The organism is Stenotrophomonas nitritireducens (assembly GCF_001700965.1).
In the GTDB taxonomy this organism is placed as follows: Bacteria; Pseudomonadota; Gammaproteobacteria; order Xanthomonadales; family Xanthomonadaceae; genus Stenotrophomonas; species Stenotrophomonas nitritireducens_A.
This window is the reverse complement of the sequence record NZ_CP016756.1, coordinates 832,265-854,788: the sequence shown is the minus strand read 5'-3', so window position 1 is coordinate 854,788 and position 22,524 is coordinate 832,265. Positions and strand designations below refer to the sequence as shown.

Annotated in this window: 20 protein-coding genes and 1 tRNA gene; 16 read left to right on the top strand and 5 right to left on the bottom strand. The window is 64.0% G+C overall.

Annotated elements, in window-relative coordinates:
* Window positions 1-40 precede the first annotated feature (40 nt).
* The gene (locus tag BCV67_RS03775) at window positions 41-979 is read right to left on the bottom strand and encodes a LysR family transcriptional regulator (protein WP_062166543.1); all 939 of its coding nucleotides are present in this window, start codon (window positions 977-979) and stop codon (window positions 41-43) included.
* Window positions 980-1,120: 141 nt separating this feature from the next.
* On the opposite strand from BCV67_RS03775, the gene BCV67_RS03770 reads away from it, so the two are divergent.
* The 9 genes from BCV67_RS03770 (at window position 1,121) to cyoD (ending at window position 10,466) form a co-directional block, all read left to right on the top strand.
* Window positions 1,121-2,713, top strand: a complete 1,593-nt coding sequence (locus tag BCV67_RS03770) for a GMC family oxidoreductase (RefSeq protein ID WP_082746486.1) — start codon at window positions 1,121-1,123, stop codon at window positions 2,711-2,713.
* Window positions 2,710-2,979: a hypothetical protein gene (locus BCV67_RS03765; RefSeq protein ID WP_062166542.1), complete on the top strand. Its 270-nt coding sequence runs from the start codon at window positions 2,710-2,712 to the stop codon at window positions 2,977-2,979. Before BCV67_RS03770 ends, BCV67_RS03765 begins: the two co-directional genes overlap by 4 nt.
* A gap of 19 nt (window positions 2,980-2,998) precedes the next feature.
* Window positions 2,999-4,480, top strand: a complete 1,482-nt coding sequence (locus BCV67_RS03760; protein WP_082746485.1) for an aldehyde dehydrogenase family protein — start codon at window positions 2,999-3,001, stop codon at window positions 4,478-4,480.
* 75 nt (window positions 4,481-4,555) lie between these two features.
* A complete protein-coding gene (locus BCV67_RS03755; RefSeq protein WP_062166540.1) occupies window positions 4,556-5,437 on the top strand; it encodes a catalase in 882 nt (293 codons plus the stop codon).
* A 169-nt stretch (window positions 5,438-5,606) separates the two neighbouring features.
* Window positions 5,607-5,682: transfer RNA gene (locus BCV67_RS03750), tRNA-Thr, on the top strand.
* A 707-nt stretch (window positions 5,683-6,389) separates the two neighbouring features.
* On the top strand, window positions 6,390-7,493 hold the full coding sequence (gene cyoA, locus BCV67_RS03745) for a ubiquinol oxidase subunit II (RefSeq protein WP_062166539.1): 1,104 nt from the start codon (window positions 6,390-6,392) through the stop codon (window positions 7,491-7,493).
* A gap of 2 nt (window positions 7,494-7,495) precedes the next feature.
* Entirely contained in the window at window positions 7,496-9,493 is a 1,998-nt protein-coding gene (cyoB, locus tag BCV67_RS03740; protein ID WP_057629696.1) for a cytochrome o ubiquinol oxidase subunit I, read from the top strand.
* Complete coding sequence (gene cyoC, locus BCV67_RS03735; RefSeq protein ID WP_062166538.1) at window positions 9,490-10,128, top strand: cytochrome o ubiquinol oxidase subunit III; 639 nt, start codon at window positions 9,490-9,492, stop codon at window positions 10,126-10,128. Before cyoB ends, cyoC begins: the two co-directional genes overlap by 4 nt.
* Window positions 10,128-10,466: a cytochrome o ubiquinol oxidase subunit IV gene (gene cyoD / locus BCV67_RS03730; RefSeq protein WP_062166537.1), complete on the top strand. Its 339-nt coding sequence runs from the start codon at window positions 10,128-10,130 to the stop codon at window positions 10,464-10,466. The genes cyoC and cyoD overlap by 1 nt, the downstream gene beginning before the upstream one ends.
* A gap of 547 nt (window positions 10,467-11,013) precedes the next feature.
* Here cyoD and BCV67_RS03725 read toward each other — a convergent pair.
* Entirely contained in the window at window positions 11,014-13,074 is a 2,061-nt protein-coding gene (locus tag BCV67_RS03725) for a putative bifunctional diguanylate cyclase/phosphodiesterase (RefSeq protein WP_062166536.1), read from the bottom strand.
* A gap of 132 nt (window positions 13,075-13,206) precedes the next feature.
* Here BCV67_RS03725 and radA point away from each other — a divergent pair, with 132 nt between their 5' ends.
* Window positions 13,207-14,589: a DNA repair protein RadA gene (gene radA / locus BCV67_RS03720; protein WP_057629692.1), complete on the top strand. Its 1,383-nt coding sequence runs from the start codon at window positions 13,207-13,209 to the stop codon at window positions 14,587-14,589.
* 226 nt (window positions 14,590-14,815) lie between these two features.
* Here radA and BCV67_RS03715 read toward each other — a convergent pair whose 3' ends face one another.
* Window positions 14,816-15,607, bottom strand: a complete 792-nt coding sequence (locus BCV67_RS03715) for a cytochrome C assembly family protein (protein WP_062166535.1) — start codon at window positions 15,605-15,607, stop codon at window positions 14,816-14,818.
* Window positions 15,608-15,717: 110 nt separating this feature from the next.
* Here BCV67_RS03715 and ffh point away from each other — a divergent pair, with 110 nt between their 5' ends.
* Genes ffh through BCV67_RS03695 form a run of 4 tightly spaced genes read left to right on the top strand, consistent with a single transcriptional unit; the run spans window position 15,718 to window position 19,223 of the window.
* Window positions 15,718-17,097: a signal recognition particle protein gene (gene ffh / locus BCV67_RS03710; RefSeq protein ID WP_062166534.1), complete on the top strand. Its 1,380-nt coding sequence runs from the start codon at window positions 15,718-15,720 to the stop codon at window positions 17,095-17,097.
* A gap of 24 nt (window positions 17,098-17,121) precedes the next feature.
* On the top strand, window positions 17,122-17,331 hold the full coding sequence (locus BCV67_RS03705) for a hypothetical protein (protein ID WP_156455751.1): 210 nt from the start codon (window positions 17,122-17,124) through the stop codon (window positions 17,329-17,331).
* Window positions 17,332-17,364: 33 nt separating this feature from the next.
* Window positions 17,365-18,432, top strand: coding sequence for an NAD(P)H-dependent flavin oxidoreductase (locus BCV67_RS03700; protein WP_062166532.1), 1,068 nt, complete (start codon window positions 17,365-17,367; stop codon window positions 18,430-18,432).
* Window positions 18,429-19,223, top strand: coding sequence for an aminotransferase class IV (locus BCV67_RS03695; RefSeq protein WP_062166531.1), 795 nt, complete (start codon window positions 18,429-18,431; stop codon window positions 19,221-19,223). Before BCV67_RS03700 ends, BCV67_RS03695 begins: the two co-directional genes overlap by 4 nt.
* Here BCV67_RS03695 and BCV67_RS03690 read toward each other — a convergent pair.
* Entirely contained in the window at window positions 19,220-19,528 is a 309-nt protein-coding gene (locus BCV67_RS03690; protein ID WP_156455750.1) for a hypothetical protein, read from the bottom strand. The two genes, BCV67_RS03695 and BCV67_RS03690, sit on opposite strands and share 4 nt — an antisense overlap.
* 212 nt (window positions 19,529-19,740) lie before the next feature.
* Between BCV67_RS03690 and cls the strand changes: the two genes are divergently transcribed.
* Both cls and BCV67_RS03680 read left to right on the top strand, forming a co-directional pair.
* A complete protein-coding gene (gene cls / locus BCV67_RS03685) occupies window positions 19,741-21,237 on the top strand; it encodes a cardiolipin synthase (protein ID WP_062166529.1) in 1,497 nt (498 codons plus the stop codon).
* Window positions 21,238-21,430: 193 nt separating this feature from the next.
* Window positions 21,431-21,835, top strand: coding sequence for a hypothetical protein (locus tag BCV67_RS03680; protein ID WP_156455749.1), 405 nt, complete (start codon window positions 21,431-21,433; stop codon window positions 21,833-21,835).
* A 14-nt stretch (window positions 21,836-21,849) separates the two neighbouring features.
* On the opposite strand, the gene BCV67_RS03675 is transcribed toward BCV67_RS03680, so the two are convergent.
* Window positions 21,850-22,470, bottom strand: coding sequence for an HD-GYP domain-containing protein (locus tag BCV67_RS03675; protein ID WP_062166527.1), 621 nt, complete (start codon window positions 22,468-22,470; stop codon window positions 21,850-21,852).
* Window positions 22,471-22,524 lie beyond the last annotated feature (54 nt).

Below are 22,524 nucleotides of genomic sequence, written 5' to 3'. Positions count from 1 at the left end.
CGCGGTTGCAACTCCCTGAAGCCGGCCCACAAGGCCGGCTTCATTGGTTCATGGCGGAGTCCACCGGGCCGAGTTGCGGGCCCAGGTTGGCAACGATGAAATCGATGAACACGCGCACACGGGGTATCTGTGCGGACAGTGGCGGCCACACCAGGAAGGCGCTGCGGGTGGCGGGTGCATACGCTTTCAATATCTCCAGCAGGCGGCCATCGGCGAGCTCATCGCGTACCAGATACTCCGGCACCTGCACGATCCCCAGGCCTGCCAATGCCGCGCTGGCGAGCGCTTCGACATCATTCAAGGCTTTGTTGGGGCAGGCGGGCTTGGGAATCAGCTTGTCCTGGTAGCGCCACGGCTCCAATCGTTCGTTGCCCGGATGCCGGTAATACAGGCAGTGATGGTCGGCCAGTTCGTCAGGTGAGGCCGGTGTGCCGTGCTCACTGAAATACGCTGGTGCGCCGCAGGTGACCAAGGTATACGAGCCAAGTCGCCTCGCCTGCAGGCTGGAGTCCTCCAGCTCGCCTGCCCACAGCCCCAGATCGAACGCTTCTTCAACCAGATCAAGGCGCGCGGCGTCCAGGCTGACGTTGACGATCACCTCGGGGTAGCGCACGTGGAAATCGTGCATCAGCGGCAGCAGGAACCTGCGGCCGAGAACCGGCGCAGCACTGATCCTCAGCCGCCCACGCGGGCTGTGCTGGCGCATGCTCAGTTCGCGCTCTGCTTCCTGCAGATCCTTCAGCACCTTGTTGGTGTAGTGGTAAAGCACTTCGCCTTCGCTGGTAAGGGCCAGGGAGCGCGTGGTGCGATTGAGCAGCCGCGTACTCAGGCGGAGCTCCAGGCGTTCGACCGCCTTGCCGACGGCCGATGCGGACAGGCCCAGGTGCCTGCCTGCGGCAGAGAAGCTGCCGGCCTGTACGGCGGCGGCGAACGCGACCAGGCCGTTCAATGATTCGAGTGATGAGAGAACTGACGACATTTTTTCCTGACTGTCATGAAGCTTGCGTGGATTCCATCGCCGCCGGCAGAAGCCGACGATGACTGTCATGGCTCCCTTGGGCTGATGTGATCGCTGACGGCGGCAACGTGTTTGGAAGTTCTGATACAGGAGCGGCTCGAGATGGCTACCCAGCAAAAATACGCGGGTACAGGCACACAAGTGCACAGTGACAGTGAGCCGTCCTTGCTGGGTGACGAGGCATCGGCCTACGACGTGGTGATCGTGGGCGGTGGTTCGGCCGGTGCGGTGATGGCGAGCCGGCTCAGCGAGGAGCCGTTCCGGCGGGTGCTGCTGATCGAGGCCGGGCCGACTTACGCACCGGCCGCCTATCCGGATGCGGTACGCCTGCAGCACATCATTGGCGGCGACGCGGCGCACGACTGGGGCTATGTCTCCGAGCCCACGCGCTACGGGACGCAGATTCCAGTGCCGCGTGGCAAGGTGCTGGGCGGGTGTTCGGCGGTCAATGCCGGGGTGGCGATGCGTGCGCCAGCCGGTGATTTCGAGCGCTGGAGCGCTGCGGGACTGGAGCACTGGACGGCACAGGACGTGCTGCCGTCCTTCCAGCGCAGCGAGCGCACCGTGCACGGTGACGACGCAGTGCATGGCCGTAGCGGACCCTGGCCGATCCACTACCTGCAGGACGACGAAGTGTCCGACATGCAGCGTGCGTTCGTCGCTTCGGCGATGCAGGCCGGCTTCGCAAATGTCACCGATTTCAACAGCGCCCAGCCGTTCGGGGTAGGCCCTTATCCGATGAACAACCGGATGGGGCAGCGCCTCAATACCGGCATGACTTATCTGTCGCTGGACGTGCGCCAGCGGCCGAATCTATGCATACGCAGCCAGACACTGGTGGACCGCGTGGCGTGTGAGAACGGCGCAGCGGTGTCGGTGGTGCTGGCCGATGGTCAACGCATCACCGGCAGCAACATCGTGTTGTGCGCCGGCACCTATGGCACCGCCGCCATCCTGTTGCGCTCGGGCATTGGCCCGGCGGCGGAGTTGCAGGCGCTGGGAGTGGAGGTGGTGGCCGATCTCCCGGTAGGCAGGCGCTTGCAGGAGCATCCGTTCTTCTACACCACCTGGGCCGCGCGCCCGGACCGGCTCGGCCTGCCGGTGCCGCCGGTGGGTGCCATCCTGTGGACGCAATCGTCCAAGGCAGCGGCGGATGTGGGCGACCTGCACGTCTCGGCAGTGCATTACGGTGACCAGCAAACCTCCCCTACCGGCGCCATCTTCATGCTTGCCCTGGCGCTGACACGGCCGCGCTCGCTGGGAACGGTGACGCTGCGCTCGCGCGACCCTGCGGCAGCGCCGGTGATCGCGCTCAACCTGCTGAGCGAAGCGCAGGACAGGCAATTGATGGTGGAGGGCATCGAGCTGATCCGCCGTATTGCGCGGACCGGCCCGTTGGCCGCCCTGATTGCCGAAGAAATGGTGCCGGGCGCGTTCATCACCACTAGCGATGCACTGGAAGCAGCGTTGCCGATGGCGCTGGATATCTACCACCACCCAAGCTCGACGGCACCGATGGGTGGCGCCAACGATGTGCATGCGGTCACCGATTACCAGGGACGGGTGCGTGGCATTGATCGACTGCGTGTGGCCGATGCATCGCTGTTCCCGGACGTGCCCTGCGTGGCCACCAATCCGACCGTGATCATGGTTGCCGAGCGCATCAGCCAGTGGATGCGGGATGTGGACCGGTGAGGAAGCATGAGCTGCTGTACGCACGCATCAGGAAAACCGCGATGGTGTGGCTGTCGGTGTACCCAACCGTGCTGCTGGTGCTGAAGCTGTTGAGCACCTACGGCCCCGGTTTCAGCCATTGGCCACTGCCGCTACGGGCATTGGGATCAACCATGATCGTGGTGCCGATCGTGGTCAACATCAGCGCACCGCTGCTTGAGGCGGTGGTGGCCAAGATAATGCGCCACTGGTTGCATTACCGACGCTCGCGCGCACGCCCTCAATGACCACACCCCTGGAGGTTCCATGAGCGGGGCAACTCACCCACCTGGCCAATTGCGCCGCGCAGCCAATTGGATCAACGGCATTCCGCGCTTTGACGGCGTGCTCAGGGAATCGATAGACCCGGCCACCTACCAGGTGATCGGCAGCTATCCGGACAACGGCCGTGCGGCAGCGATGGCGGCGGTGACCGCCGCCTCACAGGCCTTCCAGCACAGCCTGTGGGCGCATGATCACGAACTGCGCGCACGCGTGCTGGAAGAAATGGCGCAGGCATTTGAACGCAACCGCGGTCGGTTGATGGAGATTCTGTCGTTGGAGAACGGCAAGGTAGCGGCAGAAGCGGCGTTCGAACTGGACATGGTGCCAAGCAAGCTGCGCTATTCGGCGGCGACGGCGCTGCTGGAAACGGGCCGCGCATTGCGGCCCAAGCCTGGCCGGGTGTCGATGATATTGCGCCAGCCCATGGGTGTGGCAGCGGTGATTGCGCCGTGGAATTCACCGGTAGTGCTCACCATCCGTTCGCTTGCGCCGGCGTTGGCGGCTGGCTGCACCACGGTGATCAAACTGCCGGCGCAGGTGGCCCAGACCGCCAGCCTGATGGCCAGGATCATGGGCGAGGCGACGTCCTTGCCGCGCGGGGTAATCAATCTATTCTTTGAAAGCGGGCCCGAGGGTTCCAGCTATCTGGTGGATACGCCGGATGTGCCGGTGGTGAGCTTTACCGGCTCCACGCGCACCGGGCGTGCAATCAGCAGCACCGGTGCCAGGCATCTCAAACGCTTTGGCATGGAGCTGGGGGGCAAGACGCCGATGATCCTGTTCGAAGACGCGGACCTGCAGCAGGCGCTGCCCATGCTCGAAAAGGCGCTGACGGTGTTCAGTGGACAGTTCTGCATGACCGGCTCGCGCCTGCTGGTGCACGACGCCATCTACGACGCGGTGCGTGATGGCATGGCAGCACGGCTGCGCGCGGTCAGAGTGGGTCCTGCGGCCGACCCCGGCAGCGACATGGGGCCGTTGATTGATCGCGCCAACGTCGAGCGGGTGGATGCGGTGGTGGAAAACGCCATCGGCGCCGGCGCGGCGGTGGTGGAACGCGGTGGCCCCATCACCAGCGGGCCGCTACGCAAGGGCGCGTTCTTCCGGCCGGCCCTGCTGGAGGTGTTCGACAACGCCTTGGACATCATCCAGCAGGAAACCTTCGGCCCGGTGCTCACCCTGCAACGCTTCAGTGATGAAGCGCAGGCGGTGCGGCTGGCCAACGACAACGAATACGGCCTGGCTGCCAGCGTGTGGACGCGCGATGTCGACCGCGCATTGCGCGTGGCCGAAGCGCTTGATGCCGGCTCGGTCTGGATCAACGACTGGGCGCGGGTGTTCGACGGCACGGAGGAGGGCGGCTTCAAACAGTCCGGATTGGGGCGGCTCAATGGATTGGCGGCCCTGGAAGATTTTCTCGAATACAAACACATCGCGCTGCACCCCGGCGTGGGCGAGCGTTGATCAATACTGTACGTCCGCGAGCTGCTGTTTGCTGCCACGGCGTTATGGCGGGAGGACACGGCGATGGCGACAGACATGTCCCAGGCCCTGGTCGGCGCTTTGCAGACCGGTGCGAAGATTGCTGGCGGCGGCAGGGTCAACCATGCGCGCGGGCTGCTGGTGGAAGGGCACTTCCGTGCCACTTCCACCGCGCCGCAGTTCTGCATGGCGGCGGTATTTGGTGGCGAGGACGTGCGCGTACTGGCGCGCTTTTCAAATTCCAGCGGCAACCCGCACATCGACCAGCGCAGCCCCGCAGCGGAACCGCGCGGGCTGGCCCTGCGGATCGGCAACAAGGCGGCGATGGTGCTAGTGGGGCATTCGCTGCAAGGCTTTCCGGCGAGCGAGCCGGAAGCGTTTCTCGCATTCTTGAATGCAGCCAATCAACGCGAACGCTCACCCACGCTGTGGGCCGCGCACCTGGCCGGCAACCCGGCCGCAGCCCGCTTCGAGGCCTTGCGCGCGGCCGCGGTCAGCAGCAGTTTCAGTGCCTTGGACTACCACATGCTGCACGCCTACCGGCTGATCGCGCCGGACGGGCATGCGCGCATAGGCCGGCTCAGTGTGCACCCGACACGGCCTTACGTGGCCCGCGCGGCGCCGGAGGGCGCGGACTACCTGGACAGGCGCATGCGCGGCGAACTCGCCAAGGGCCACGTGGTGTTCGTATTGCTGTTCACCCCGGTGCCGGAAGGCGAGGACTCGACCGACATCACCCGCGCCTGGGACCCGGCCTCGCCATCCTTCGCGCTCGGCCATATCTGGCTGGAGCGCCTGCTGCCGCACCAGTCCAGCCAGCGCAAACTGGCCTTCGACCCGGCCTTGCTGCCGGCGGGGATAGGCTTTGCGGGTGACCCGATGCTGCATGCGCGGTTGCGGGCGTATCGGCTTGCGGCGGCGCGCCGGTTGGGGTTGTAGGTGGGGCGGGGCGGTTTGCGCCACACCACGCTCGCTCGCCACTACCGCGCGGGTTGCTGGCCCAGCTCCGCTCCGCAGGGGGGCGTGAACGCCGTCTGGGGCCCGCGCGCGTCTCATGTGAACGGGCGATTGACCGGAGGGGGCCGCTTTGCCTACAATTCGCGCCTTCGCCGGAATAGCTCAGTTGGTAGAGCGGCGCATTCGTAATGCGTAGGTCGTAGGTTCGATTCCTATTTCCGGCACCAAGATCAGGCCCGCCTTGCGCGGGCCTTTTCTTTGCGTGGCCTCCGGCTGCTACGGATCTACTCCTATAAAGGTGGCTCTTCCGCGTATGCCGGCTCGGCAATGAACGCGATGAACGTCCTGGGTTGGAGAGACGGGCGCACCCTTGGTTGCCGCCAGCCGATGTCGTCGCGTTGCCGGCGTGGCCGATCCAGGCTGCTGAACGTTTCAGTCAATGGATGAAGCGTGAAGGGGCGACGCGGTTTACCGGCGTCGAGGGCGTGAAAACCCGGATATCCCATGGTTCGTGGCCCGGGCAAGCAGCGCTGTCGGGTGTTGTAGCTGGCTTGCCAGCGGAGAATGGCAGCAACAGCGCGGGTTCTTGGTCGAAGGCTGACGCGCTTCCCGGGTGCGCTGCGCTTACCCGGGTTACCGGGGCTGAATGCGTTGTCGTTGTCAAAGAGTGGTATTCAGCAAAGTCGCATCGAAGATGTCGCCGCGCGCTGCAGGCGCGCGCAGGTGCGACAACGTGTCGCATGCCGATGACGGCTTTTACTGCGCGAAATCATTGTCAATACCTTTCTTAAGTAGTGCGTGAAGGCCTAAAATTACTGCGCTGAAATCTGACAACCCCCCACATGTCTCCCCGGCGGGCAATCCCCGGGCGCTTGTTTGCGTTCGCATGTAGCGGCTTGCCAGGTACGGCTCTCCCTCGCAATTGGATCGACCGATGATTCCGTTGAAAACTCTTGGACGCTTTTTGCGTCCGGGCCTCATTGTCGCTATGGCCGTCATGATGACGGGCTGCGACTGGGCCTTGTTTGACCCCAAGGGCCAGATCGCCCGGGACGAACTCACGCTGCTGATCACCTGTACGGTGCTGATGCTGCTGGTGGTCATTCCGGTGATCGTGCTGACGCTGGTGTTCGCGTGGAAATACCGCGCATCCAACACCAAGGCCCGTTACGAGCCCAACTGGTCTCACTCCACCGCCATCGAAGTGGTGGTCTGGTCGATCCCGTGCATGATCATCCTGGTCCTGGCCGTGCTGACCTGGCGTTCTTCGCACGCGCTGGATCCGTACAAGCCGCTGGAGTCCGATACCAAGCCGGTGGTGATCGAAGCGATCTCGCTGGACTGGAAGTGGCTGTTCGTCTACCCGGAAGAGAACATCGCCGTGGTCAACGAGCTGACCTTCCCGGTCGACGCTCCGCTGAACTTCAAGATCACCGCCGATACGGTGATGAACGCGTTCTTCATTCCGCATCTGGGCAGCATGATCTACTCGATGGCCGGCATGGAGACCAAGCTGCATCTGGTTGCCAACGAAGCGGGCAGCTATGAAGGCCTGTCCTCGCATTACAGCGGCGCCGGCTTCAGCAAGATGCATTTCACCGCGCATGCGGTGAGCAACGAGGAATACCAGGCCTGGTTGGCCAAGGTCCGTGGCGACGCCAAGGTGCTGGACCAGAAGTCCTTCGCCGAACTGGGCGCCGAGAAGAACCACGACTGGTACCCGGTGACCTATTACGGCAGCACTGAAAAGGGCCTGTTCGACACCATCATTGCCAAGCACGCCGGTGAGAACCACCACTTCGGCATGAAGCACGATGGCAAGAAGATGTCGCACGAGGGCGCAGGCCACGAGGCGATGCAGGCTGAAGCCTTGGACCATGCTGCCATGGGCCATGACGCAATGGACCACGCGGCGATGAGCCACGCTGCTCCTGCCGCCGCTGCTCCTGCTGCCGCCGAGGCTGACGGCCACGCCGGTCACAATGCCAACGAGCCCGCCGAAGCCGCACATGCCGGCCACGGCACCTCGGGAGAATGACGATGCTTGGAAAACTCTCTCTTGATTCACTGCCGCACGATCCCATCGTGCTCTCCACCCTCATCGGCGCGATGCTGGGCGGCCTGGCTGTTGTAGCCGCGGTCACCAAGTTCAAGCTGTGGGGCTACCTGTGGAAGGAGTGGTTCACCTCGGTGGACCACAAGAAGATCGGCGCGATGTACCTGATCGTGGCGTTCGTGATGCTGCTGCGCGGCTTCTCCGACGCGATCATGATGCGTGCCCAGCAGGCGGTTGCCGCCGGCGGCGCCGAAGGCTATCTGCCGCCCCACCACTACGACCAGATCTTCACCGCCCACGGCGTGATCATGATCTTCTTCGTGGCCATGCCGCTGATCACCGGTTTGATGAACCTGGTGGTGCCGCTGCAGATTGGTGCGCGCGACGTTGCCTTCCCGTTCCTGAACTCGCTGAGCTTCTGGCTGTTCGTCGCAGGCTGCGGCCTGATGATGATCTCGCTGTGGATCGGTGAGTTCGCCGCGACCGGTTGGCTGGCGTTCCCGCCCTTGTCGGGGTTGGAATACAGTCCAAGCGTAGGTATGGATTACTACATCTGGGCGCTGCAGGTCTCCGGCCTGGGTACCACACTGAGCGGTATCAACTTCTTCATCACCATCCTCAAGATGCGTAGCCCGGGCATGAAGCTGATGCACATGCCGGTGTTCAGCTGGACCGCCCTGGTCACCAACCTGCTGATCATCGCTGCGTTCCCGGTGCTGACCATCACCCTGGTGCTGCTGACCCTGGATCGTTACCTGGGTACGCACTTCTTCACCAACGATGGTGGCGGCAACGCCATGCTGTACATCAACCTGATCTGGATCTGGGGTCACCCGGAGGTCTACATCCTGGTGCTGCCGGCATTTGGTGTGTTCTCTGAAGTGATCGCCACGTTCTCGCGCAAGACCCTGTTCGGTTACAAGGGCATGGTCTACGCCACCTGTGCGATCGGTGTGCTGTCGTTCCTGGTGTGGTTGCACCACTTCTTCACCATGGGCTCGGGTGCCAACGTCAATGCCTTCTTCGGCATCACGACGATGATCATCTCGATCCCGACCGGCGTGAAGATCTTCAACTGGCTGTTCACGATGTACCGCGGCCGCGTGCACTTCACCTCGCCGGTGTTGTGGACCATCGGCTTCATGGTCACCTTCACCATCGGCGGCATGACCGGCGTGATGTTGGCGATCCCGGCCATCGACTTCGTGCTGCACAACTCGCTGTTCCTGATTGCCCACTTCCACAACGTCATCATCGGCGGCGTGGTGTTCGGCATGTTTGCCGGTATCACTTACTGGTGGCCGAAGATGTTCGGCTTCACCTTGAATGAAACCTGGGGCAAGCGTGCGTTCTGGGGCTGGTTCATCGGCTTCTACGTGGCCTTCATGCCGCTGTACGCACTGGGCTTCATGGGTGCTACGCGTCGCATGCAGAGCTACCCGAACATGGACTACCAGCCGTTCTTCATCGTTGCCGCCATTGGTGCTGCGATCATCGCCGTGGGCATCCTGTGCCAGGTGATCCAGATCGCCGTGTCCATCCGCGACCGCAAGAAGAATGTCGACCTCACCGGCGATCCGTGGGATGCCCGTACCCTGGAGTGGGAGACCGCTTCCCCGGTGCAGTTCTACAACTTCGCCACCCTGCCCAAGGGTGAGGAGCTGGACGAATTCTGGCACCGCAAGCAGCGCGGCGAAGCCTGGCAGAAGCCGGCCAAGTACAGCGACATCCACATGCCGAAGAACACTGGCACCGGCGTTGTCATCGGCGCGTTCAGCCTGGTGCTGGGTTTTGCGATGGTCTGGCACATCTGGTTGCTGGCCATCATCGGCCTGGTCGGCATGATCGCCACCTTCATCTACCGTACCTTCGACAAGGACGTGGATTACTGGGTGCCGGCTGCCGAAGTGGAACGTATCGAGAACGAGCACCGTAAGCACCTGGAAGCTCAGGGCTTGGTGAAGACCGAGGTGAAGGCATGAGCACGAACGCCCACACGATGACCCACGGTACCGCCGCTCACGCGGCGGGCCATGGCGATGATCATCACGAGCATCACGACACCAGCGAGAACACCGTCTTCGGTTTCTGGGTGTACCTGATGAGCGATCTGCTCATCTTCGCCACCCTGTTCGTGACCTACGTTGTGTTGTCTGGTGGTACCAATGGCGGCCCGGGTCCGAAGGACCTGTTCGAACTGCCGTTCGTGGCATGGGAAACCGCGTTGCTGCTGGTGTCCTCGCTGACCTTCGGCCTGGGCATGATCGCCATGCACCAGTCCAGGAAGGGCCTGATGTTCTTCTGGCTGGCCATCACCTGGCTGCTGGGTGCCGGCTTCATGGGCATGGAAATCTGGGAGTTCAACCACCTGATCCACAACGGCAACGGTCCGGACAAGAGTGCCTTCCTGTCGGCGTTCTTCGCCCTGGTCGGTACCCACGGCCTGCACGTGACCGCCGGCTTGCTGTGGTTGGCGGTGATGTTCATCCAGCTCAAGCAGGATGGCCTGACCCAGCGCAACAAGACCCGCATGGCGTGCCTGAGCCTGTTCTGGCACTTCCTGGATCTGGTCTGGATTGGCGTGTTCTCTGTCGTTTATCTGTCGGGAGCGATGTAATGTCCGCACATGACAATCATGCACACGGTGCCGCTGGCGAAAGCCACGGCAGCGTCAAGTCTTACCTGATCGGCTTCGTGCTGGCCGCGGTGCTCACCATCATCCCGTTCTGGGTGGTGATGAGCGGTGGCATGTCGACCTTCGCCACCGGTGCGGTGGTGGTGGTTGCAGGCATCCTGCAGCTGCTGGTGCACCTGGTGTTCTTCCTGCACCTGGACCGTTCCTCGTCCGCGCGCTGGAACGTCAATGCCGGCATGTTCACCCTGGTGGTGATCGGCATCATCGTGCTGGGCACGTTGTGGGTCATGTACAACATGAACCACCACATGATGCACTGAGCGGCTTGATCGCTTGATGCACAACAAAGGCCGCCGCAAGGCGGCCTTTGTTTTTTTTTGTGTAGTGCCGAGCCATGCTCGGCAGAAGCTTTCCCGGCAATGCGTCGGCCGACGACATTTGTAGGAGCGGCGTAAGCCGCGAAGCCGATAACCATTCCGAGATCATTGCCCCGGGATCCGTTGATCCACCAGCTTCGCGGCTTACGCCGCTCCTACAACCGCTGACAAAATTGTGGGAAAGCCCCTTGCCGAGCATGGCTCGGCACTACCGTTTCGTCGCTTGTGCCTAAGACGTATGTGTAGTGCCGAGCCATGCTCGGCAGAAGCCTTCCCGGCAATACGTCGGCCGACGGCATTTGTAGGAGCGGCGTCAGCCGCGAAGCTGACGTCGTTTCCGTGATTATTTGCCCTGGGATATGGTGATCCACCAGCTTCGCGGCTTACGCCGCTCCTACAACCGCTGACGGAATTTTGGGAAAGCCCCTGCCGAGCATGGCTCGGCACTACGTTTCGCGGCTTATGCCGCTCCCACAAAAAAAGGTGCGCTTCAGCTGTTGCAGCTGATGAACTCCGCTGCTGCCATTGGCCGGCCCAGGTGGTAGCCCTGCAGTACGTCGCAACCCAGCGCACCTAGGAACTCGCGTTGGGCCTCGGTTTCCACGCCTTCGGCAACCACCTGCAATTGCAGTGAACGCCCCAGCGCGATGATCGAAGACACAATTGCCGCATCTTCGGCGTTGTGTTCAAGGTCGCGTACAAAAGCGCGGTCAATCTTCAGCTCGGTGGCTGGCATGCGCTTGAGATAGAGCAGGCTGGAATAGCCAGTGCCGAAGTCGTCGATGGCAATGCGCACGCCCATCGCGGTCAGGGCTTCGAGCATCTGCAGGCTGGCGTCCACGTTCTTCATCGCGGTGCTTTCGGTTACTTCCAGGGTCAGCTGGCGTGGGTCCAGGGCGTGCCGCTGCAGGGCACCGCGCACGCTCTCCACCAGGGTCGGCGAGGCGAACTGCAGCGGCGACAGATTGACCGCCATCGACCAATCCGCGTTGCCGGCATCGTGCCAGGCGCGCAGCTGCGCGCAGGCCGCATCCAGCACCCATTCGCCGATGGGGATGATCAGGCCGCTGCGCTCGGCGATGGGAATGAACACATCCGGTGACAGCATGCCCAGTTCCGGGTGGTTCCAGCGCAGCAGCGCTTCAGCACCGTTGGCACGGTTGCCGCCGGCCGGGAACTTGGGCTGGTAGTGCAGCAGCAGTTCGTCGCGGGCGATGGCGCGGCGCAGGTCTTGCAGCAGGCGCAGGCGTTGGCGGGTGCCGGCCTGCATGGTCGAGGTGAAGAACGCATGGCTGTTCCGCCCGCTCTGCTTGACGTGGTACATCGCCGCATCGGCATGCGCCATCAGCTCGCGTTCGCTGCTGGCGTCCTCCGGGTACAGGGCGATGCCGATGCTGGTGCTGACCATCAGCTCGGCGTTGTCGATCAGGAACGGTTCGTTGATGGCGGTGCTGATCTGCTCGGCCATCAATGCAGCGTCATCGGGTGAATCGATGGCCATCACGATCACGAATTCGTCGCCGCCGAGCCGGGCAAAGGTGTCCTGGCTGCGCAGCAGCGCGCCGACCCGCCTGCTGAACTGCACCAGCAGGCGATCGCCGAGCTGGTGGCCGTAGGCATCGTTGACGTTCTTGAAGCCGTCCAGGTCACAGAACATCAGCGCCAGCCCGAATTCACGGCGTGCGGCCTTTTCGATGGCACGCTCGATACGGTCCTGCAGCAGGACACGGTTGGGCAGCTGGGTCAGCGGATCGTGCAGGGCGGCCTGCACCAATTTTTCGTTGGCATTGGCCAGTGAATGGGCCAGCAGACCGGTGCGCAGGCGCATCTGTCCGTCGAAAACCGAGGCCAGCAGCGCGACCGTCAGGGTGGCGATGGTGGTGACGATGACCAGGCCGGCAAGCAGGTGGGTATCCAGCCCGCCATCGCTGATGGCACCGCACATGGCACCGGCGGGGAAACGCGCGGCGGCCATGCCGGTGTAATGCATGCCGACAATGGCCACGCCCATCACCAGCGACGCCAACAGGCGCATCGGCACCAGCCGTTTCTGCTCATGGCGCAGGCGCTGCGCTATCCACAATGCGGCAGCCGAAGCGCCGATGGCGACCAGCAGCGAGGCGCTGAACCACGCTGGGTCGTAGTCGATCCCCGGCTGCATCCGCATTGCCGCCATGCCGATGTAGTGCATGGCGGCGATGCCCAGGCCCATCAGCACCGCGCCAGCCAGCAGGCGTCCGGCCGACAGCCGCTGCCGCGACACCAGCCACAGCGCATACATGGACGCCGCGACGGAGGCCGCCAGCGAACAGCCGGTAAGCAGCAGGTCGTAGCCGACCGGGATCGGCAGCTTGAAGGCAAGCATGCCGATGAAGTGCATCGACCAGATACCCAGCCCCATGGCTGCTGCGCCGCCCACCAGCCAGATACGCGCTGCGCGCCGGCTCTGGCTGTTGGCCACGCGCGCGGACATGTCCAGAGCGGTGTAGGCGGCAAGTATCGCCACCAGCAACGAGACGACAACGAGGCTCTGGTTGTAACTGCCGATCATGCGATTTCCTGGAACGTCGAGACGGGGCAAAGCCCCGCTTGCATAGCGGCAGCGGCGGCAGGGACTTTAGCTGTCGCAGCCTTTGCGACATCGGTGGGCTATCCTGCGTCGCTAACGCAGATAGGAATTTCCATGGCCAAGACCCGCAGCGCCTACGTCTGCAGTGAATGCGGCGCCGAGTACAGCAAGTGGCAGGGGCAGTGTACCGAGTGCGGCGTTTGGAACGTGCTCAGTGAGATCGTGCTGGAAACCGCGGCTGCCGCAAAGGCGCCGGCGTCGCGCCGCAGCGGTTGGGCCGGCAAGGTGGAAGCGCCCCAGATCACCGCACTGAAGGACGTGCAGCAGACCGAACATCTGCGCGTATCCACCGGCATCGGCGAGTTTGACCGGGTGCTGGGTGGCGGCCTGGTGGAAGGTGCGGTGGTGCTGGTCGGCGGTGATCCGGGTATCGGCAAATCCACCTTGCTGCTGCAGGCCGTGGCCAAGATGGCCGGCACGCTGCCGGTGCTGTACGTCACCGGTGAGGAGTCGCTTTCGCAGGTGGCCGGCCGCGCGGTGCGCTTGGATCTGCCACTGGAAGGCATCAACGCGCTGGCCGAAACCGGCGTCGAAAACATCCTGCAGCATGCGATGAAGTCGAAGCCCAAGTTGATCGTCGCCGACTCGGTGCAGACCCTGTGGACCGAGGCGCTGACCGCCGCGCCGGGCTCGGTCAGCCAGGTGCGTGAGAGTGCGGCGCGGCTGGTGCGCTTTGCCAAGGAAACCGGTACCGCCGTGTTCCTGGTCGGCCACGTCACCAAAGAAGGCGGCATCGCCGGCCCGCGTGTGCTGGAGCACATGGTCGATGCGGTGCTGTATTTCGAAGGTGAAAGCGGCAGCCGCTTCCGCATCCTGCGCGCGTTCAAGAACCGCTTTGGTGCGGTCAATGAGCTGGGCGTGTTCGCGATGGGCGAGAAGGGGCTGAAGGAAGTCCCCAATCCATCGGCAATCTTCCTGTCCGGTGGCAGCACCCGCCAGCCCGGCAGCTGCGTGATGGTGACCCGCGAAGGCACCCGCCCGTTGTTGGTGGAAGTGCAGGCGCTGGTCGATTCCTCGCCGCTGTCCAATCCACGGCGGGTGGCGGTGGGCCTGGAACAGAACCGCTTGGCGATGCTGCTGGCGGTGCTGCACCGCCATGGTGGTGTGCTGGTCGGCGACCAGGACGTGTTCGTCAACGTGGTTGGTGGCATCCGCGTGCAGGAAACCGCGGTGGATCTGCCAGTGCTGCTGGCGGTGCTGTCCTCGCTGCAGGACCGGCCCTTGGCGGAAAAGACCATTGCCTTTGGCGAAGTGGGCTTGTCCGGCGAGATCCGGCCGGTGCCGAATGGCGAGGACCGCCTGCGCGAAGCCGCAACGCATGGTTTCAAGCGCGCGATCGTGCCCAAGGCCAATGCACCCAAGGCCGGCGCGGTGAAAGGCATGGAAGTGATCGCAGTGGAGCGGCTGTCGCAGGCCCTGGAAGCCGCGATGGAGTGAAGCCCTGTAGTGCCGAGCCATGCTCGGCAGAGGCTTCCCCAGCAATGCCTTAACCGGCCAGCATTCTGCGCTGGCATTTGTAGGAGCGGCATAAGCCGCGAAGCTCGCAGCGATGAAACTGCACCCATCTTCGGATCGGAGCGATTACCGGCTTCGCGGCTTATGCCGCTCCTACAAGTGGTTTTGTTGGTAATGCGCCTGCCGAGCATGGCTCGGCACTACAGGCTCAACCGCGGCCCAGCACCAGCTCGATCACGAACTGGCTGCCGAAGAAGGCCAGCAGCAGCAATGCCATCGCGGTCAGGGTCCAGTGCACGGCCTTGCTGCCGCGCCAGCCGTAACGGCGGCGGCCGATCAGCAAGGTGCCGAACACGATCCACGACAGCACGCTGAGCACGGTTTTGTGCACCAGCTTCTGCGCCAGCAGGTTGTCGACGAACAGCACGCCGGTCAGCAGGGTCAGGGTCAGCAGGCAGAAGCCGACCGTGATGGTACGGAACAGCAGGGTTTCCAGGTCGGACAGCGGCGGCAGGGCGCGCAACCAGGGGCGGAAATCGCGCCGGCGCAAGGCCCGCTCCTGCAGCCACAGCATGATTGCCAGCAAGGCCGCCACGCTCAGCGTTGCGTAGGCCAGCAGGGCCAGCCAGGCGTGGGTTGCCAGCCGCCAGCCGAGCAGCTTGCTCGGCGCATGGCCGTAGCCGTGGTAGGCCAGCAGCAGAATCGCCGCCATCGGGAACACCACAACGCCCAGCGCTGACATCCGCCCACGTGCGCCGACCACGGCGGTCAATGCCGCCATGCCCAACCCCACCAGCGACAGCGCCGCGAAGAAGTGCATGTCCGGGCCGCCAGCGGTTTTCAGCGCCACCAGCAGGTGGTAGCCGGCGTGCAGCAGCACCGCGCCGATGGCCGTTGGCAGCCAGTTGCGCGGCGGTGGGCTGCCGTCCCCAGCCAGCCCACGGACCAGCAGGGCGGTGGACACCAGATAGAGTGCGGCGGCGATGAGAACGATTGTCATCGATGCAGTTTCGCATACAGGCCCGCTGCTGGCGACGTGAACCGGCGGCGATGGCGGCTGGCCGTTATACTTGCCACCTCTGTTTCCACGATTTCTGCAGGTTCCGCCGCATGTTCGAGTCACTGACCCAGCGCCTTTCCGGCACCATCGAGCGCCTGCGTGGGCGCGGCCGTCTGACTGAGGAAAACATCCGCGAGGCCACCCGCGAGGTGCGCATCGCCCTGCTCGAGGCTGATGTGGCCCTGCCGGTGGTGCAGGCGCTGATCGAGAAGATCAAGGTCCGTGCGGTCGGCCAGGAAGTCCTCAAATCGCTGACCCCGGGCCAGGCCCTGATCAAGGTCGTGCGCGATGAGCTGACCGCGGTGATGGGGTCGCAGGCCACCGACCTGAACCTCAATGTGCCCGCACCGGCCATCATCCTGATGGCAGGCCTGCAGGGTGCCGGCAAGACCACCACGGTGGGCAAGCTGGCCAAGCACCTGAAGGAAAAGCGCAAGAAGAAGGTGATGGTGGTTTCCGCCGACGTTTACCGTCCGGCCGCCATCGAGCAGTTGAAGACGCTGGCCGAGCAGGTCGGCGTGCTGTTCTTCCCGTCCAGCCCGGACCAGAAGCCGGTCGACATCGTGCGCGCCGCCATCGATGACGCACGCAAGTCGTTCGCCGACGTGCTGTTGGTCGATACCGCCGGCCGCCTGGCCATCGACGAAGCGATGATGGCCGAGATCAAGGCCCTGCACGCTGCGGTCAACCCGGCCGAAACCCTGTTCGTGGTCGACGCCATGACCGGCCAGGACGCGGCCAACACCGCCAAGGCCTTTGGCGAGGCACTGCCGCTGACCGGCGTGGTGCTGACCAAGACCGACGGTGACGCCCGTGGCGGTGCCGCGCTGAGCGTGCGCTACATCACCGGCAAGCCGATCAAGTTCACCGGTACCGGTGAAAAGGTCGACGGCCTGGATGTGTTCCATCCCGAGCGCGTGGCCAGCCGCATCCTGGACATGGGCGACGTACTGTCGCTGGTGGAGCAGGTCGAGCAGCAGGTCGACAAGGACAAGGCGCAGAAGCTGGCCGAGAAGGTCGCCAAGGGCAAGAAGTTCGATCTGAACGACATGCGCGATCAGCTGGAACAGATGCAGAACATGGGTGGCATAGGTGGCCTGATGGACAAGCTGCCGGGCTTGGGGCAGATCCCCGAGCACCTCAAGGCGCAGGTCAGCCAGAGCAAGGAAGTGCCGCGCATGATCGCCATCATCGGCTCGATGACCAAGAAGGAACGGCGCAACCCGGGCCTGCTCAACGGTTCGCGTCGTGCCCGCATCGCGCGTGGCTCGGGCACCCAGCCGGCCGACGTCAACAAGCTGATGAAGCAGTACATGCAGATGGAAAAGATGATGGGCAAGCTGGCCGGTGGCGGCATGAAGGGCATGATGCGCAACATGAAGGGCATGCTCGGCGCCATGGGTGGCAAGGGCGGCCTGCCGTTCCGTTGATCGCGCTTGGGTGAAGCGCGCTGCTTGCCGCAGAACGCCGCTCATGCGGCCTGCGGCAAGCTCACCCGCGCGGACGCCGCAATGGCGCCTGCGCTGGAAGAAGCGGGCGCCGGCATCGGCGGCTCGTTTTTGCAGGTGGATTTCACCGCCGATGACGGCCAGTATGTGAACTCCACTTTCAACCAAGAGTTGGACTGCCAGCTGGTGCGTCGCTACGCCCTCTCGCTTGCTTGAGTTGGGGCCGGCCCCGGCGGCACAGTCACCGCCATGCATAACGCGATCATCTCCGCCCGCACCGAGGCGTTCTGTCAGCGCTTTGGTCTTGAACTGCCCATACTGTTGGCGCCGATGGCCGGCGCCTGTCCGCTGCCATTGTCGGTCGCTGTGGCCAATGCCGGCAGCATGGGCGCGATGGGCGCGGTGCTGTCCACGCCCGAACAGATCAGCCAATGGATGGATGCCTTCGCCCAGCAGTCGCAGGGCCCGGCGCAGGTGAATCTATGGGTGCCGGATCCGGCGCCACGGCGTGATCCTGCTGCCGAAGCGGCGACCCGCGATTTTCTTGCACAGTGGGGGCCGCCGGTGCCGTTGGCCGCCGGCGATGCCGGCCCGGCGGATTTCCAGGCCCAGCTCGACGCGCTGATTGCCGCACGCCCGGCGGTGGCCTCGACCATCATGGGCCTGTTCTCGCCCGCACAGGTGGACAGCCTGCATGCGGCTGGCATTGCCTGGTTTGCCTGCGTCACCACCCTGGATGAAGCGCTGCAGGCGCAGGCCGCAGGTGCCGATGCGGTGGTTGCGCAGGGTATGGAGGCCGGCGGTCACCGCGGTGCATTCGATGCGGCGCAGGCCGAACGCCAGATGGTGGGTCTGTTCGCGTTGCTGCCGCGTGTGGTCGATCACCTGCAGATCCCGGTGATTGCCGCCGGTGGCATAGCCGATGGCCGTGGCGTGGCTGCCGCGTTGATGCTCGGTGCCAGCGCGGTGCAGGTGGGCACGGCGTTCCTGGCTGCCGATGAATCCGATATTCCCACAGTCTGGAAACAGGCCCTGGCATTGGCCGAACCGGAGGCTACCCGCGCCACCCGCGCCTTCAGCGGTCGGCTCGGGCGGGCGCTGGAAACCGCCTATGTACGCGCAGCGGAAGCTGCAACTGCGCCGCAGCCGTATCCGGTGCAACGCGGGCTCACCGCCGGCATGCGCCGCCAGGCCGTTACCAGCAACACGTTGGACGCAATGCAGGCCTGGGCAGGGCAATCGGCATGGATGGCCAAGCGCGCGCCAGCTGCGCAGATACTGCGTGCGATGTGGGCACAGGCACAGACGCTGCCATGACGGTGCTGTTCTGCAACGGTCAACTCGCCGATGCCGGCGCATTGAGCTCCGCGCTGGTCAACTACGGGCACTTCACCTCATTGCAGGTCCGCGATCATGCGGTGCAGGGCTGGGCTTTGCATCAGGCCCGTCTGCAACAGGGCACGCAGGAGCTGTTTGCCGTTGAACTCGACGCGCCCCAGGTACTGACGTGGTTGCGGCAGGCATTGCTGCAGCTGGATGCAGCCGATGCCTCGGTACGCATCACGGTGTTCTCGCGGCAGTTCGATTTCCGCAATCCTTTACGCGCGGTACCGGCGGACGTGTTGATCGGCATTGGCGCGCCGGCCCGGATTCCGCCGCAGGCGCGCACCGTGTTGCCAGTGCCGTATCAGCGTGACTTGGCGCATATCAAGCACGTTGGCACATTTCCATTGTTCCAGTTGCGCCGGCAGGCCTTGCAGCAGGGTTTCGACGATGCGTTGTTTGTCGACGCGCAGGGACGCATCAGCGAAGGCACAACCTGGAACCTCGCGTTCTGGGACGGAGTGCAGGTGTATTGGCCGCAGGCCCCGGCGCTGCGTGGCAGTGCCGAGCGCCTGCTGATGGAGGGTTTGGATGTGCTGGGGCAGCCGCAGTTGGCGCTTGAAGTACGGTTGTCTGATCTGTCGCGGTTCAGCGGTGCGGTGGCGTTCAATGCCTCGGGTATCTGGCCGTTGGCGGCCATCGGTGAACAGCGGCTGCAGCAGTCGCAGGCCTTGCTTGATCTGCTCAGGACCGCCTTGGCGCAGACACCCTGGGTACGGCTTTAATGCACCGGATGTGTTGGCCCCGGCATGCTGTGGGCCGGCATGGGCGCATGAGCGCTGGCCGCGCACTGTGCATATTCCTGCTGACTTAGTTGATGATTCTTGTCGGTGTCGCAGTGATGCAGGCGCGCGGCGACGCCAGGCGGATAGACGTCCATCTCGGCCATGGTCACGATGCCGTCCTTGTCCTTGTCCAGCTGGGCATAGCTGGGCAAAGCGGTGTCGGCAGGCGGGGCAGCCTGCGCCAGGCACGCACCGCCTGCCAGTAGTGCGGCGGTCAGGATTCGTGCTGTAAGCGTTGTGTGCATCATGTACTCCTCGCAGCCGGGGCATCCGACCGTTGCCGCCATAGCAGGCGCTGCGGCGTCTTTGTCAGGTGTGAAAAAAAGCGGCGGATCCAGTTTGCCGCAGCGCACGGTTCATCCGTCGTTGGTGCGCGGCGCGCGCGCTGATCCCGGCTGGACGGCCAGCGTGCTATTGAAACGGCAGACATCGTCACTTGGGTAACTGGAGAGAGCGCATGTTGTTTGAAATGGGCTGGCCGCAGGCACCCCTGCAATGGGCAATGAGCGTGTTGGTGTTCATTGCGCACCTGCTGGTGGCTGCGCGTGCGCTGACCCGGTCCAATCGCACCCCCGCATCACGTGCGGCCTGGGTGGCGGTGATCATGCTGGCGCCCTTGCTGGGCATGCTCGCGTACCTGCTGCTGGGTGAAACCAGCATTGGGCGGGCACGTGCACGACGTCTGCGGCAGACCGTACGCAGCCTGTCCGCGCTGGGTGATGCGCAGGTCAGTGGCGGTACGCAGGTTGCTGGCCAGGCTGTGTCCTTGTTCGCGCTGGCCCAATCGATCAATGGATTCAGCCCACTATCGGGCAACCGGATCGTGCTGCTGGGCGCCGCACAGCCGCAGGCACTGGCTCCAACCGAGGATTGCCGCGCGGCCATGGAGCATCTGTTGCAGGACATCGAGCAGGCGCAGGAAAGCGTGCATATCGCGTTCTACATCTGGCTGGATGATGGCGTCGGTGGCCGCGTTGCCGATGCGGTTGCCGCTGCAGCGCGGCGCGGTGTGGCCTGCAGGGTGATGGTGGATGCGTTGGGCTCGCGGGCATTCAGTAGCAGCCCGCGCTGGGCACAGCTGCAGCAGGCCGGGGTCACACTATTGCGCACCCTGGATGATCTGACCCGGCTGCAGCACATGGCCTTCAGCCGCATGGATCTGCGTGATCACCGCAAGATCGTGGTCATCGACAATCGCACTGCGTATTGCGGCAGCCAGAACTGCGCCGATCCCGAGTTCCGGGTGAAGCCGCGCTACGCGCCGTGGATTGATCTGCTGCTGCGCTGCGAAGGCCCGGTGGTGGCGCAGATCCAGCGGCTGTTCCTCAGTGGCTGGATTCCCGAAACCGGCGAGCGGGCGTTGCAGGGATATGCCGACGCCGCGCCTGCGCGGCATTTCGACGATGGCTGCGTGGCGATGGCATTTGAAACCGGCCCGGTTACCCGCACCAATGCGATGGCCGACATGTTCGTGGCCTGCATCTATGCCGCGCGAAGCGAGCTGGTGATAAGCACGCCGTACTTCGTGCCTGACGAAGCATTGCTACGTGCACTCTGTGCGGCACCGCGGCGTGGCGTGCGCACGCGGCTGATCCTGCCCAAGCGCAACGATTCCTGGCTGGTGGCGCAGAGCAGCCGCAGCAGCTACGCCGATCTGCTGCAATCCGGCGTGGAGATCCACGAATACCCGTTGGGCCTGCTGCACGCCAAATCGCTGACCGTGGATGGCGAAATCGCCTTGATAGGCTCGGCCAACATGGACCGGCGTAGCCTTGAGCTCAATTTCGAGAACAATCTGTTGATCGCCGACGCCGCGGTGACCGCACACATCATGCGGCGTCAGCAAGCCTATCTGTCTGTATCCGAGCCGGTACTGCTGGAGCAGGTGCTGGCCTGGCCGCTGCCAACGCGATTACTACAGAACGCGATAGCGATGATGTCGCCGGTGTTGTGAGGCCGCTTCGCAGCGGCGGCAAGGGCAGGTAGCATGCCAGCTCTGCGGAATCATCCGCTGTCGTGCAGGGAAGCATGTGACTATCAATCCTTACAGCGCCAGTTCCAGTCCGATTCCGGATCGGGTACTGCCAGCGCGTGGGCATTGGCGCCCGCTGTGGTTGGGCATGCTGGCATGCTTGGTGGCACCGTTGATGGCTTCGCTGTTGCTGATCGTGGGCTATATTTTTGAATTCAGACCTAATCTCTACGCTGTTTGGAGGTTTGAAGGCATCATCATCGAACTCCGCAACGCTGCTTTGCTTACGTCGGCATTGACGATTCCTTGGGTACTGTTGCTGCGGTGGCGCGGGCGGCTCCGATGGCGGCCGGTGTGTTTCGGTGCAGCTGTGCTGGGCGCAATCTTGCTGTTGGTGCAGACGGTACGAATTGGGCAGATGGCGCTGCGTTCTGATGTCGGTACGCTGGATATGTTTCTGCTGGGCCGAGGCATTGGCCTCGCGGTGTTCTGTGTGCCGGTGGGCGTTCTGTTTGGCCTGGCCGCAGGTAGTGCGTTCTGTCTTGCGGCCGGCGTGCCGGTGCGGCGCACCGGGCAGTAGGCACCGCTGGCGGCTCAGGCCACCGGTGCAGGATCGCCGCGCAGCAGGCCCATGAATTCGCTGAACAAGCGACGGTCGATCAACCGGCCGCGATCATTGGCGAGGATCTCGACGGCACGCTGGGTGGCCATCGCATCGCGATAGGGTCGGTGCGACGTCATCGCATCGAAACTGTCGACGATGGTCAGGATGCGTGATTCCAGCGGGATGTCTTCGCCCTGCAGGCCGTGTGGATAGCCGCTGCCGTCCCAGGCTTCGTGATGGTGACGGATCAGGGTGGCGACGGCCTTGGCATCGCTGCGGCCGGTCGTGGCGAACAGGCGCGCGCCACGTTCCGGATGCGATCGCATCACGTCCATCTTGTCCTCGTCCAGCTTGCCCGGATAGAGCAGTACTTCGTCACGGACGCCGATCTTGCCGACATCGTGGAAGCGCGCGGCGAGCACGAGGTGGCCGATGCGTTCCTCGGACAGTTCGCAGCGCTGGCCCATGGCCTGGGCAAGCTGGGAGACGCGATCGCAATGGTGGTCGGTGTAGCTGTCGCGCTGATCGAGCGCAGCTGCCAATACGTCGATGGCACAGGAGCTGTCCTCGGGTGGAAGCGACAGGCCCACGGGTGTTGTGATGGGAGACATGGGAACGGAGCCGGGAGGGGACGGCTGCGAGCGTAATAAGGGGGGCGTTATTTT